At 49.5% G+C, this 13,660-nt stretch carries 11 protein-coding genes; 6 read left to right on the top strand and 5 right to left on the bottom strand.

Annotation, left to right across the window (positions count from 1 at the left end; all coding sequences use genetic code 11):
• Entirely contained in the window at nucleotides 1-2,979 is a 2,979-nt protein-coding gene (locus H6786_03720; protein MCB9816477.1) for a hypothetical protein, read from the top strand.
• 39 nt (nucleotides 2,980-3,018) lie between these two features.
• The gene (locus H6786_03715) at nucleotides 3,019-4,419 is read left to right on the top strand and encodes a hypothetical protein (protein MCB9816476.1); all 1,401 of its coding nucleotides are present in this window, start codon (nucleotides 3,019-3,021) and stop codon (nucleotides 4,417-4,419) included.
• 3 nt (nucleotides 4,420-4,422) lie between these two features.
• On the opposite strand, the gene ruvA is transcribed toward H6786_03715, so the two are convergent.
• Nucleotides 4,423-4,998: a Holliday junction branch migration protein RuvA gene (gene ruvA / locus H6786_03710; protein ID MCB9816475.1), complete on the bottom strand. Its 576-nt coding sequence runs from the start codon at nucleotides 4,996-4,998 to the stop codon at nucleotides 4,423-4,425.
• Between the two features lie 94 nt (nucleotides 4,999-5,092).
• Between ruvA and rpsT the strand changes: the two genes are divergently transcribed.
• Nucleotides 5,093-5,359: a 30S ribosomal protein S20 gene (gene rpsT, locus H6786_03705; protein ID MCB9816474.1), complete on the top strand. Its 267-nt coding sequence runs from the start codon at nucleotides 5,093-5,095 to the stop codon at nucleotides 5,357-5,359.
• Between the two features lie 42 nt (nucleotides 5,360-5,401).
• Here the strand turns inward: rpsT and H6786_03700 are convergent, their stop codons facing one another.
• Complete coding sequence (locus H6786_03700) at nucleotides 5,402-6,091, bottom strand: DUF2202 domain-containing protein (protein ID MCB9816473.1); 690 nt, start codon at nucleotides 6,089-6,091, stop codon at nucleotides 5,402-5,404.
• Nucleotides 6,092-6,265: 174 nt separating this feature from the next.
• Nucleotides 6,266-6,523, bottom strand: coding sequence for a metal-sensitive transcriptional regulator (locus H6786_03695; protein MCB9816472.1), 258 nt, complete (start codon nucleotides 6,521-6,523; stop codon nucleotides 6,266-6,268).
• Nucleotides 6,524-6,590: 67 nt separating this feature from the next.
• Here H6786_03695 and H6786_03690 point away from each other — a divergent pair, with 67 nt between their 5' ends.
• The 3 genes from H6786_03690 (at nucleotide 6,591) to H6786_03680 (ending at nucleotide 11,735) form a co-directional block, all read left to right on the top strand.
• Nucleotides 6,591-8,177, top strand: coding sequence for an HlyD family efflux transporter periplasmic adaptor subunit (locus H6786_03690; GenBank protein MCB9816471.1), 1,587 nt, complete (start codon nucleotides 6,591-6,593; stop codon nucleotides 8,175-8,177).
• 2 nt (nucleotides 8,178-8,179) lie between these two features.
• On the top strand, nucleotides 8,180-11,368 hold the full coding sequence (locus H6786_03685) for an efflux RND transporter permease subunit (protein ID MCB9816470.1): 3,189 nt from the start codon (nucleotides 8,180-8,182) through the stop codon (nucleotides 11,366-11,368).
• Nucleotides 11,369-11,486: 118 nt separating this feature from the next.
• A complete protein-coding gene (locus tag H6786_03680; protein MCB9816469.1) occupies nucleotides 11,487-11,735 on the top strand; it encodes a DUF2892 domain-containing protein in 249 nt (82 codons plus the stop codon).
• 34 nt (nucleotides 11,736-11,769) lie between these two features.
• Here the strand turns inward: H6786_03680 and H6786_03675 are convergent, their stop codons facing one another.
• Both H6786_03675 and H6786_03670 read right to left on the bottom strand, forming a co-directional pair.
• Nucleotides 11,770-12,951, bottom strand: coding sequence for an ABC transporter permease (locus H6786_03675; protein MCB9816468.1), 1,182 nt, complete (start codon nucleotides 12,949-12,951; stop codon nucleotides 11,770-11,772).
• Nucleotides 12,948-13,655 carry an ABC transporter ATP-binding protein gene (locus H6786_03670; protein ID MCB9816467.1) on the bottom strand — a complete coding sequence of 236 codons (708 nt, stop codon included), beginning with the start codon at nucleotides 13,653-13,655 and terminating at the stop codon, nucleotides 12,948-12,950. The genes H6786_03675 and H6786_03670 overlap by 4 nt, the downstream gene beginning before the upstream one ends.
• Nucleotides 13,656-13,660: the final 5 nt, after the last annotated feature.

Below are 13,660 nucleotides of genomic sequence, written 5' to 3'. Positions count from 1 at the left end.
ATGAAATCAAAACTATTTTCATTCCAAGTAACCAAACTGTTGACTGCAGTTTTTGGGGTAGTGACACTCTTTCTTTGGGTAGTGTCTGCACAGGTTGCTCATGCGCTAACACCGGTACTCATTCTCACTGTTAATGGCGGTAATACGGCTGAGATCGTAAACGGAACACCGATCACACTTGAGTGGTATATCGATGATGCGCAAGGTTGCTATATCAATAATGGTGTGGGCGATATTGATACGTCTGTATTGCCTGTCAGTGGTTCTATTACTGTGGTACCTCCGGCAGACACCGATACGAGTTATGTGTTGACTTGTACGCAAGGCACCGACTCAGTTGAGGTGCTGATCGAACCTGAAATCACCATGGAGCTTCCTGAGGGTACCGACCGAACGATCTGGGGGATAACGGGGACTCTCTCAAGTGTGATAGTGCAGTGGGATACACAGTATGCAACACGTTGCTCTTACGTGTGGTATGAGACGGAGTCTAACCCGGGTGTTCCGGTTGTGGCCAATGTAAGTAGCGGGTATACAGGACCTTTAGGAACTACTGGTATTGTTGTTTTTGATGGCACACCATTTGACCGCATAACTGAAACGACCACGTTCTACATCACCTGCTACAACGACGCGAACGGCACAGAGAGCACTCAGTCGATCACCTTGAACATTACCTACGGTACGCCCCCGGCTGACCCGACAATTGATATCTGGTCTCCAGATTATCCGACTGTATATCAGGACTATTTGTACGGATATGCGTACGTAGATATCGGTTTTGAGGCAGAAAGCGTGTATCGATGTAATTATGCTGCGTATGATGAAGATGGTGTCAAAATAAAAACCCCAACTGGTTGGGGTGTGCCAAGCTGGTACAAGAGTGGATATATGGAAGATATTGAGATCATTGCAACAACAACGTTTGAGATCTCTTGTTTTCGTGAAGAAATTGTATTCAATGGAGTTACGTACCCATATGTATCAACCACTACCTCAATTACCATTGGAGTGGCATTGCCGCCTGGGGTTAATTCTGTGACTGAGTGGGACCGAGCCTCTTTGCCTCCGGTGACTGTGGATATTTCTGCACCAGCTCAGGTTGAACGTGACCCAATTACAGGGGAGGCGTGGGTAGAAGTGCAGGTGGACAGAGACAATGCCAGTTACTGTTGGTTAAGGGCGTTTTATGGAAGCACATTAGCAGAAATGGGTCATGCTACATACTATGTTTTACCAGGTTGGGAGCATCTAGATCCGCCCATCTCAGGTGAAGGAAATGATACGTTTGGCTTCTTCCTCTCCTCAGATACTGTGTTAGATGTCGAATGTATGCGTGAATATGACTTTCTATATGGAACCGCTGAGGAACGGGATAATGGAATGGATAGTGAAAGTGTAGTTATTGAAGTCCTTGATTCAGCTGTAGTGGCTGATCAACCGCAGACGTATATGTACGCGAATGCAGTTTCGTATGATGTCGATGAGTTACAAGCGGTGCAGGTTGGTGGTGGAGGTTTCTATGACGACGGTACTTACCTTGCGGTTACAAGTATGGGTGAGATCTTGTTTCCATTCTCGCACCCATTTGATGGATCAGATCGATACAACATCCACTTTACGTACTGTGATGAGAACGACGGAGCCTCGACTTTTGAGTTCAGTACCGAAAAGAGTGGGTTGATAGGTACATTGGTAGCTGATAGTCCTGATAGTCCAAGTGCTGAGTGTAACTCAGGCACACTAAAGACCGCACTCGTTGCCAGTGATGTGCCACTTGATGATGGTGAAATAGTTACGATCGCTTGTGAAAGAGAAGGGAGTGAGTTCTGTCGTTTCTCAAACATTTACTTTGGTGCGGGCGATGGAGCAAGTGTAGATGTTCCATTCAACAAAGCGATTGGTTTCGTGACGGTACCGCTAATGTGGATCAGTGAAGAGACAACATACTGTGCCGAGATACCTGCGGTACGTGAAGATGGTTCTTCGTACTCCTGGTACAGTGGTTCAAGTGCTATGGGTCTACTAGACGCGGATGTGTCAACTAGCACCGCTTTTGGAATGATGTGTGGAAGAACTGCAGATTCGGTTTCAGATGAAAGTACTGTACTGGTCAAGTTGCCACCACCAGATGCACTTGTGGCAGAGACGGTAGTATCAGTTGGTGAATGTATCGATCCTGAGACTGACCTGGTCGTCGATGCTCCTGATGGATTCATTGCTGATCCAGATACTGGATATTGTATCGAGGCGGTTGATCTGGTGTCTGCGAGTCCAGCGGTCAGTTTGGCAGCTGCTACTGAAGACCCGGTCAATGGAGTCTACAACGATGTTGATATCCTTATGGTGATCGAAAATGCAATGCACCAAATTGGAGGTATTTGGTTTGGTGGTGAATTGCCTACAGATAGCCACGTCTCATATAAAGCTATCTTGACTTTGATGCCAAGTTTAGGGTTGTCAGATATTGAGACAGAAGTTGACTACTTCAACGGTTCACTTACTGCGCCCGTAACCCCTGGTGCTCCAGTACAATCACCAACATTGGCTCAGACTGTTGATGAAGTGCCATTTGGTTCACATACGGTCTGTAGTCAAGTGAATTTGGATGGTGATACGTTCCCAGAATCAAACCCGGATACTGCCAACAACACAAGCTGTACAACGGTGAACATTCCGGTACCGCACCCAATGATGGATATTTCAGTTGATAAGTTATTGATCCGTCGTTCACAATCTGTCACGATCGATTGGGACGTGGACGCAACCTACTCACTAAATTGTACGGTCAGTGGTGCTGGCGGCCTTAACGAGAGCTTTAATACATTGGATGTCGGACCTAGTTATACGGATTCGTTTACCACAGGAATACTCACTAGCACCAGTGTGTTCGAACTTCGTTGTATAGAGCCACTCACAAACACGTCATTTGTGGAACAGGTGCGTGTAGAAATGGTACCTGAAGTAACAGAAGTCTAGGGAAGCGGTCGATCGTTTTCGACTACGACCAAATGCAGTATGATTTTCAAAGTATCACTGAGAAAGTTTGCTAGTGTTACCATAGTGCTTATTTCTTTGGGAGTAGTATCTATTGGTCAGGTCGTCAGCGCTCAGGTAACTGAAATTCCTACAAAAGAATGTCCAATTGTCGGAGGATTGCAGGTGTATATTGATACAGCACAAGATCCGATTGAGGTATCTGACAGTTTTGTTGGTGTCGTTGAGGTCGAAAATACTGATCCGAAGTACCATTTTGGTGGTGTAAGGGTTGGGCTTGGATTGTATACTAGTCAGTACGCAGCAGCACCAGTGTACTGGACCGTACTGTCAGACACCTATGAGCTTGAACCTGGAACGGTGAGGCAAATATCGGTGCAGTCAGACCTAGCAATGGTTCCTGCTGGTACATACTTTGTAAAGGCGCTCATTGCACAAGGTGATGAAACGGCTTTGTTCAGTCAGTTCACAGCAGATACGCAATCAATGGCCACGCTTGTGAAACGAACTCCACGAGAACAGGATGTCAGTTTTGAACTGTTTGTGAACGGTCTTAAGAGTATCGGACAAAGCATTATTCTTAGATCTGAAGATGCGTTATCGCTATCAATGCGTAGCGCAAATAATGACCTTGCAAATGAAGTTGTGCAAACGGTTCTTGCGAGTGTGGTGCAGGGTATAGTTCCAAAAGGGGCAGCGGTCTTGACTGAGCTTCGTGAACCAGCTGTGTTGGCCGCGCAATCAAAGCAGCAGTTAGAGCTTGACGCTGCCTTGCAGGGAGACGGGGTGTATACCGTCTATGCGGGGATGGTGGCAGCTGATCACTTTACGCCCGTTACTGTTGCTGTGCTGAGGGTGGGGGCAGTTGAGGAAAGTGTGCTCTTGCCGTACATCTCAGCGGTTGGCTTAAGTGAGTACCCGTTGACCAAAACAAGCGAAGTCGTGGCTTGTGTTGATCAGACGGTGCTGGGTGCGACCAAAAAACAGTTTGCCAAACCGGTCCAAGTAGCATTCGTCTTGTCTCGTGCTGAGAAAGAATTGTCACGGGAGATGATTGCTAGCAAGGATCTATGGGACAAGAAGTATTACTCCTTCTCTCCAGAATGGGAGCTGGCAGACTTTACTCTCACAACAGAACTATATAGTGGTCCTCTTCTTGGTGAGGCCATTGATGATCAAGAGCTGCAGAAGGTGGCGGTCGTCGAGCAATCATTTGGCTGCGAAAAAGAGCGAACATGCAGTTCGTTTTTTGGGCCGGTAACACTGCTTCACACAGTAGCGCCGAGTGTGCCAGGTAAGTCACCTTGGTTCTATGCAGCGATCGTGATCGCCACATCGCTGTTTGCGTACCTATTCATCCGTCGACTCGAGCCTACTTCCTATGATCCTGATACTCGGGTGAGAGAGAATGAGCTACAGTAAGTATCACTGGATCTGTTTAAGTGCTTTTGTAACCAGAGAATTCACCGTTGCGTCGGTATTACTCAATTCGAGAACGGTCTCTCGGGCAGTGGTCGTGTCGTATCCTAGTGCGATCAGCGCATCGATCGCGTCAGTTTGTACGGCAGTGAGGTCATCTTGTGTCGTAATGATCGTGGTCGGTAATTGTGCCAGTTTTGAATGAAGATATTGTGTGATGTTTTCGGCGGTCTTTTTACCAATGCCAGAGAGTTTGTGTAAGTACACGCCGTCATTTTTTTGTGCTGCTTCCGCCAGTAGGGAGGGAGTTGCTTGGCAGAGGATCTGTAGGGCAGATTTCGGTCCGATCTTAGGTATACCGAGCAGTAACTCAAACATTTCAAGTTCGGTTTTGTGAGGGAAGCCGTAGAGGTCAAGTGCGGTTTCGCGCACTGCGAGGTACGTATGGAGCGTTATGGTGCTATTTTCAGTGAAATGATTCTGTAGTGTTGGAGTGCCTACCAAGTAACCAACACCATGCACGTTCACCACGAGCCAATTTTCGCCAATATCATCAATTTCTCCAGTCAGACTTCGTATCATATGTGTATGTATTGTACCCGAGAAGTCTGCGGTCCCAAACCCTTGCCTTTTTGGTCTTCCTACGGTAGAGTAGGCGCACTCAATTAAATTAGATATGCCAATTACTAAAGGAGCAGCAAAGGCCCATCGAGCTTCAGAGCGCAAAAAGGTGTTCAATGTACGCCGTAAGAGTGCGATGAAGGATGCTGAAAAGGCCATCGCAAAGGCGGTAGCAGCCGGTGATGAGAAGAAAGCAAAAGAACTTCTCCCGACTGCTTACAAGGCGATTGACAAAGCAGCCAAGCGTGGTGTCATCAAGGACAACACCGCAGCGCGCAAGAAGTCACGCATCACCGCTCGCGTGAAGAACACAAAGAAATAAAAAAAACCGCCCACGGGCGGTTTTTGTTATTTTGTAGTTTGTTTATCGATTGCGTCCCTGGCCACCACCCCAGCCGCGATTACCGCTGCCGGTTCCTTGACCTTGGCCACCACCGTTTTGCATGTTGCCGCCGTGGTCATGATCTCCATTACCGGTTTCTTGGTCGCTCGCGAGAATTGCTTGGTAGTCTTCAGCGCTAATGTACTGCGCTTCATAGCTTTCACCGCGCATGGTGAGCTGGCGGGTAAATGAGCGCAGGTGATTGCGTGAGCCGCGAGTGAGGTTTTCGTACACGAGTTTGATGTCTTCATTGTCTGTCTCAGCAGTCAGGTCCATCAGGTCTTTGATATCAAGATCTTCGATCGTTGCGCCTACCTTAAGAGCAGCAACTTCTGATTCACTTCCTTGCGCAACGAGATCGTTGTAGAGCTGTTGCATGGTTTCGTTCTGGAAGACGCCGATCGTGTCGTTAGTCACTGGGTCAGTGATGTCGTACTTCTCAAGCAGTTCGCGAACTGCTTCGGTGTGGGTCTGTTCGCTTTGTGCGATGTTGGAAAAGATGTTCAGCCCCCACTGTTCGTAGAGTGTCTGGTATACGTCTCGAGCAAGTTTCTCTTCTTCACGCATGAGGAGTAGTCCGTCAAGTTCTTCTTGTGAGAGTGTCTGAACTGGTAATTCTTCAATTCCTGGGCGCATTGAGACGAAGTCTTGGGCTGGTGGATTTTCACTCATAAAGCGCTCACGAGCTTGGTTGGTAACTTGGGTGATGTCAGTCGATTCATCTTGGATAGCGTTTCCGGCCACAAATCCTCCCAAGAGGGCAATAATGGCAGCGATAATTGCTGTTGTGTTCATAGTTCAAATTTCAATTGGTTTCGTAAAAGGTGCTCTCTGCTCAGTACTACGTTAGTCACTGGCGAGAACTTTCAAAGCTTCGGCGATCTGTTCATCTCGTTTTGCACTTGGAAGTGCCTGGCACTTGTGAATGTGCTGTAGCACGAACTGTTCACTCGTGTGCTTGAGGGCAGAGCGGGCAGCTTTGATCTGTGACATAAACGCCTTGCAATCAGTCACTTCACCACGTTCCAGAGCGACGCGCAGTGCGCGTACTTGTCCTTCGGCCCGGCTCAAGCGATTGAGTAATTGTTTGGTATCTGTGTCCATAGAATAATTGTATCAGGGTAGAGAAGTGATTTGACAGTAATATACCCCATGGGGTATATTACCACACATGAAATTTAGTACAAGTGTGAGAATGAAAGAACTGGCGGCCACTGCTGCAGGTATTTTAATTGTCTTTGTAGGATATGGAGTGGTGCGTGGTGAGGAGGTGGTGTCTCCGGTAGAGGAACGAGCTCTACAAGAAGCGGTATATCTGACTACGGGTGTGTTACCGCTTTGTGTGTCTGGAGTGGTGGAGGCTGCGGACAGTACGATCGTGTATGCAGAGACGGCCGGAGTGGTGCGTGACCTCCGAGTGTATGAGGGTGCAGCGGTATCTGTCGGTCAGGTATTGGCAGTGCAGTCGACGCCAGTAGCTGATGCACGGTTGGCATTGGCTGCCGCCGAGCGGGAGTTGGGGCAGTTGAACCAGTCTTTGAATACTGAGCTTCGGGCAGTGCAGGCGACACAAGCTGGGTACCAGGCCCGCTCGGCGGCCGAGATCGCAGCTTTGCGCACTGTCGGAAATGACTCTCGAGTGACAGAGGTATCGACCACATTTTCAAATACAATAGAGCAAGGTGTACTTGAGTTGACTGCTGCGATTGATTATGTGAACAATAATCGACATCTGTTTTCGGCAAAGGGATTACGACTCTACGATGCGGTGGTGACTGATCTCTACGGATCGGTGCCAAGTTATTTTCGTGGCGGGATTGCGACCGTAGGAGCAAGCGGGGTTGATCTACAGTCTCTTGTTGCTGAACTAGATGGATCAAATCCTGCAGAATTAGAACTGACAGCCTCTCTCCTTGGTGAACAGCTGGCGGCTGTAACTAATTTGTATGCAACAGCAGAGTCCGATGTATTTGATCGGCAGGCAGTCTATGTGACCGATGAGGTACGGGCAGCATATCTCTCAAAACGAAGTGGTGCACTTAGTGCAGCGCAGTCACTTTCAAGTGCACAGGCAGTATTCTCGCAAGTAGTGGATGGAGTACTTGAGGATGCGGTAGGGCAGGATACTGCCGTGGCAGTCTCCGCTCTCGATGAAGAACTGGCGGCAACTCAAGCTTCATACGCAGCTGCGATCGCTACTCAGAGCGACGCCGTGGCAGCGGCCGGTGAGGCTGTTGTGGCGGCCGAGCTATCGCTCGGCCGCCCAACAGCACCCTTTTCTGGTGTGGTTTCAGAAGTGCTTGTGGATGAGGGTCAGTATGTTACTGCCGGTACGCCACTCCTAACGCTCGTTGGAAACGGCGCTCGTGAATTAGAAGTATCAGTCCCATCATACTTGTTACCGTATGTGGCGGTAGGACAATCATTTGTTGTAGACGATACATTGGTTGGGCATGTTGATCGATTTAGTGCAGTAGCAAATGGTGGCAGCGGAGTAGTAGTGATCGCGCTTGATCAGACTGCGGTGCTCCAGGTCGGTAGCAGTCTTTCAGGAGATATTGCTATTGCAGCCGATGATGCGGTGCGGACAGTGCCTCGATCATACATGCATTTTGATACTGATGGTGCGTTTGTGCAGTATGAAACTGGCGCTACAGCTCGAGCTGAGATTGTCTACGATGCCGGCGATGTGTTGTATGTAGAGCTCGATAGAGTCAGTGAGACGCCGCTTGTACCAGCAGTAAGTATTTCGCTTTAGTTATGGCAAATGATGTAAACATCGCTGGACGCATCAGTCATTTCTTTGCAGTCAATCGACCGTTGTCGATGCTGCTTTTGTTGGTATCCCTCGTGTTTGGTCTGGTGTCATTTTTCCTTACCCCCAAACAATACAACCCAGAGATCACTCGTCCTGCCTTTGCGGTCACGGTGGAGTACGCGGGAGCAACTACAGACGCGGCTCTGGAGCGAGTCGTGTACGAACTTGTTGAGAAGATCGACACGGTACCAGGAGTTGATGATATCTATACCCAAGTCCAAGACGGGGCAACTATTCAGACCACGGTCATCTTTGAAGTGGGCTACGACAAAACCAAAGCCAAACTTGATCTGTTGTCGCAGCTTGAACAACATAGCTACCTAGCGCGCGGCAACATCAAGCTGCCGCATATCATTGAGATCAATCCGGAAACCATTCCGATCCTACAGATCGTCTTTGGATCAGATGAGCTTTCGATGCCAGAGTTGCGCACGCGAGTGGTTACACTTTCGCATGAGCTTGGGGTGGTCGATGGGGTGAGCGAGCTTTCAGTCTATGGCGGCTATCAAAATGGTCTAGTAGTAGAAATCGATCCGACCCAGTTAGCAGCAGAAGGTGTTTCACTTGCACAAGTAACGAGCGCACTTACTGCAAGTCAGAAACGAGTAGTGACTGGTGGTGTTCGCACAGAGCCGTACCAGATCGACGTGGTGTTTGATGGTTTGGCAATCTCACCCGCTGAAGTAGGTGAGCTTTTTGTGGCGCCTGGTGTGCAGATGCGAGATGTTGCACGAGTGTACGAAGGAGTGTCTGGTAAGCGTTCATATGTATTTCATTCCAGCGATACGGGTAGCGGGGAAGTAGTATTGCTTTCGGTGGCAAAAGTAGAAGGTTCGAGTGCACCTGTCGTGAGCAAGGCCCTTTTGGCTGCGCTGGCTGAGAAAGTTGAGCAGCCATCCTACCAGTCACTCTCGTATGTAGTGGTTGGCAATGATGGTGCGACTGCCGAAGCGGAGATATTTGGGTTGACCCAAAACCTACTCACCTCGATCGCGATCGTGGCAGTGGTACTGCTTCTGTTTCTATCGACTCGCGCGGCGCTGGTCGTACTAGTAGCGATCCCGGTCACACTCTTGGTGGTGTTTGGGCTTGGGTTGTTGTTTGATCAGACGATCAACCGCATCACGCTGTTCGCACTCATCCTTTCGCTAGGACTGTTGGTCGACTCAGCGATCGTGGCAACTGAGAATATATATTCGCACCTCAAACGTTGGCACTACGAACCAAGTGAGAAAACCAAGGAGCGTGTGATCGCAACAGCGATCGACGAGATCGGTGTTGGACTGCTGCTCTCGACAGTCACATCAGTGATCGTATTCCTCCCGATGAATTTCATTACTGGCATGATGGGGCCATACATGGGACCGATCGCATTCTTTGTGCCAGCGGCGCTCGTGGTCTCTTTCTTAGTGGCGATTGTAGTGACACCATTTATTGCGAGTCATATCTTGCATGTTGACGACAAGCAGAATCGGCTTACTAAAGTCTTCTCGCGCATCATGGATAGGGTGACAGCTGCGTATACGAGCTTGCTCCGAAAGATCTTGTATCGCGAAGGTGTGCAGCGCACGATCTTGCGCGGCGCATTGCTAGTGTTTTTAGTGTCGCTCATTTTGCCGGCAACTGGTCTGGTGCACTTCCAAATGTTGCCGCGAGCTGACCGTGATCAGTTTTATACGTACATAGATCTGCCGGTTGGTACTGACATTGAAGCGACCAAAGATGTCGCGGCAGCGGTGACCGATGTATTACTTGCAGATGTGAATGTAGTAAGTGTGCAACGGTTTGTGGCAACGCCGCCGATTGTTGATTTCAACGGTATGTTCAAGGGGGCAGAACTGCGAAGTGGCGCCCACCAGGCGACGCTTAGGGTAAATCTCACACCGGCTGGGGAGAGACGTGAAAGCTCGACTGATATCGCTACTGCAGCACGGGTTGCCATTGTTGAAGCCGTGCCGGAAGTCGCTACTGCGGTCCGCTTTATGGAAGAACCACCAGGACCGCCGGTGCGCGCGACCTTTGTGGCGAAGTTGTCAGCAGACGACGCTGCGCTCCAGCGACAAGCAGCAACAGACCTCAAAGAATTTATTGGTGAGGTAACAGGTGTCGTTGATACCTATCAGAGTGATGACGCATCAATTGGCCGAGTACGGTACGACTTTGACTATGCGGCAGCAAATGAACTTGGTATTTCTCCGGCACAAGTAGCGGCGGTACTCGGGATGCTTGGTGGTCATTACGAGGTGGGGGAACTGCTTGGTGTAGATGCTTCGGAGTACACACCGATCACGCTGACACTGCCAAGCAGTGTGCATGCCACACCAAACTTTATTGATATGGTACAGGTGGCAACTGCGAGTGGTGAGCTAGTGCCACTTCGCTCAGTGCTGGCACTCTCACACGAAGTGCGGCCGAGTGCGGTGTATCTTGAAGATGGACAGACACTTTCATACGTGACCGCAGAAGTAGAAGATCGGTCGATCGTGTATGTGACTATCGAAACCGTGCGACGCATTATCGCTGGAGAACTCGCAGGGTATGAGGTGACCGACTGGGATCTCTGGGGAATGAAACTTATCACTCCAGACGATCAGGTCATCTCGCTCACGTGGGGCGGTGAGTGGGAAATGACGCTCGAGAACTTCCGTGACTTAGGTATCGCGATGGGGGTAGCACTTTTAATGGTGTATGCGCTTCTCGTGGCACAGTACAACAAATTTAGTACACCGGCGTATATTCTGGTGACGGTGCCACTCGGGCTTGTAGGTATACTCTGGGGCTTCTTCGTGCTCGATAGTGGATTCAACATCTATCTTACGGCGACCGCGCTCATTGGCTTTATTGCACTGATTGGTATTGTGGTGAACAACGCCATTATTTACTTGGAGTATGTCGAGCAAGCCAAGGCCGCAGGCGCGAGTTATCGCGAGGCACTCATACAAGCCGGGGAGGCGCGCCTGCGGCCGATCTTCCTCACCTCACTCACGACCGTACTCGGCTCGCTCACCATTGCGAGCGATCCCGTATGGTCGGGTCTCGCGTGGGCGATCGTGTTTGGACTATCGCTCTCGACGGTGCTGACGCTGGTGATCTATCCGACACTCCTTGTGCGGTTTGTTTCAGATGATTAACAACTTTAAACAGTGACCAGGGGATGTTTTTCACACGCTCCGATGTCCATAGGTCAGCTTGAGCACTCAGTCCCCGCGGACGCTCAAAACATCCCCTGGTCACTCCCAAAATATTTATATGACTCACTTACACACCAAAGGAATTAACGAGAAGGTAAAACTTTGCAATCTGCCAACCCTCCGTCAGGCATTTGTGGTTGCGTCGAGCATTATTGTTCTTGGCTACGTGCTCGAATATTTTGTGCACCCAGCATTTCACTGGCTCCCACTTCTTGTGGCTGGTGGACTCATGTTTTCTGGTACGGTCGGTTTTTGTCCGATGGTGTACTTCTTGCAGAAGCTGCCGTGGAACAAAAAAAGTGAATAAGAAAAGCCCGGCCGAAGGCCGGGCTTTTCTCTTTCTATTCACTACGAAGCGCATCTACTGGCTGTAGCTTTGAAGCACTTCGTGCTGGGTAGAGACCGAAGATCACTCCGACCGCGAGTGCTACTCCCGCAGCCAGAGCGATCACTTGCGTGTTCACAAGTACCGAGATCATATCGCTGTCAGCAAAGATCTGATTTGCGACCTTACCAGCTCCGAGGCTAAGTAGGATGCCAAAAAGACCACCAAAGCTCGTGAGGACAACAGACTCGACCAATATCTGGAGCATGATGTCACGATCACGTGCACCGACTGCCTTACGGAGTCCGATCTCTTTAGTTCGTTCTGTGACCGTAGTGAGCATCATGTTCATGGTGCCAATGCCACCAACAAAGAGCGCGATCCCGCCGACTATTCCGAGGAATAGGGTGATCATGGCGGTGGTCTCTTCGGCACTTTCAATAAAAGCTTGTGAGGTTTCGACACTGAAGATGTCTTCGCTATCGGCAGCAAGTTGCCTCGAGGCATTGAGTCCCTTGAGGAGTCCTTGGCCAGCGATGTCAAAGTACGATGAATCTTGTAACAGAATTGCCACCGAAGAGAAAGTGCGTTTGTTGGTGAGATTTCCAACGGTTCGCTCGTAGGGGAGAAGGATAACGCCGTCGCCGCGCGTGAAGAGCATTGAACTTGATTCGATCACGCCGATCACGGTGAATTTTTGTCCATTTACCGTAATATCACTACCAAGTACAGTGCGACCTGTATCTTCTAGGACAGAATCAGCAAATCCGTCTGACACCACGACAACAGCTTCGGTAAAGTTTGGATCGGTCCAATCATACACCGTGCCTTCGACTAGGTCATATTGCTGCAAACTATCGTAATCACCAAGGACCGACTGAATGGTAGGGGAGAAATCCGATCCGCCAAAGACTACCTCTGCACCGCTGACAGAAAGTGACGCAAGGCTGTTTTGTACGTACGGCTGCTCGGTGATCCAGGCGTAGTCGTTGGAACTGATCTCTCCTGATACGGTCACATCACCACTCGCGAAGGAACTAAAACGATCCATCACATTGGCAGACAGTCCAGCACCAAGGGCGAGCATGGCGGTTACGGAAAAGATACCAACCACGATACCGATCACGGTAAGTAGTGAGCGCAGCAGGTTGCTCCGCAAAGCCTGGATAGATTCAGTTATGAGAAATCGTGTTTTCATACTTTGTTACCATTAGTTTCAGTGACGCGACCGTCCATGATATTGATCACTCGATGTACCACTTCAGTCAAAGACTGATCATGGGTCACGATCACGATCGTAGTGCCGTAGTGTTCGTTGAGGTAGGTGAGTGCATCAATGATATTCTCTCCAGTCTTTGAGTCGAGGTTTCCGGTTGGTTCGTCAGCCAGGAGCAGCTTCGGGCGAGCCACTAGTGCACGAGCGATCGCAACGCGCTGTCGTTGGCCACCCGAGAGCTGGTTTGGTTTCTTGTGCCAATGTGTTTCTTCAAGATCAGCTCGCTTGAGGGCATGTTCAACATACTCCTTGAAATCGCCAGTAAAGGAACGTTGGTAAATGAGGGGTAGCATGACGTTTTGGTATACCGTCTTTCCAGGTAAGAGGTGAAACGACTGAAAGATAAAACTGATATCAGTCGAACGGAGCTCTGCCAACTCATCTGAACTCATCTCCTCAACATTGCGGCCGGTGAAGTGATACGTACCGTTCGTAGCAATATCAAGACCGCCAATGATATTCATGAGCGTGGATTTTCCCGAGCCAGAGGGTCCAAGGATGGCGACCATATCACCGTCGAAGATGTCGAGATCGATGTGATGCAAGATCGGCACCTCCTGTCCACCTTGGAGATAGAAACTCTTTGAGATGTCGCGCAGCGATACGAGTGGTTGTTTGCTGTTCATACGCG

The sequence above is a fragment of the Candidatus Nomurabacteria bacterium genome (genome assembly GCA_020632075.1).
In the GTDB taxonomy this organism is placed as follows: Bacteria; Patescibacteriota; Minisyncoccia; order Phycocordibacterales; family UBA918; genus OLB19.
Note: the sequence above shows the minus strand (reverse complement) of the source record. Positions and strands in the feature narration are given on the sequence as shown.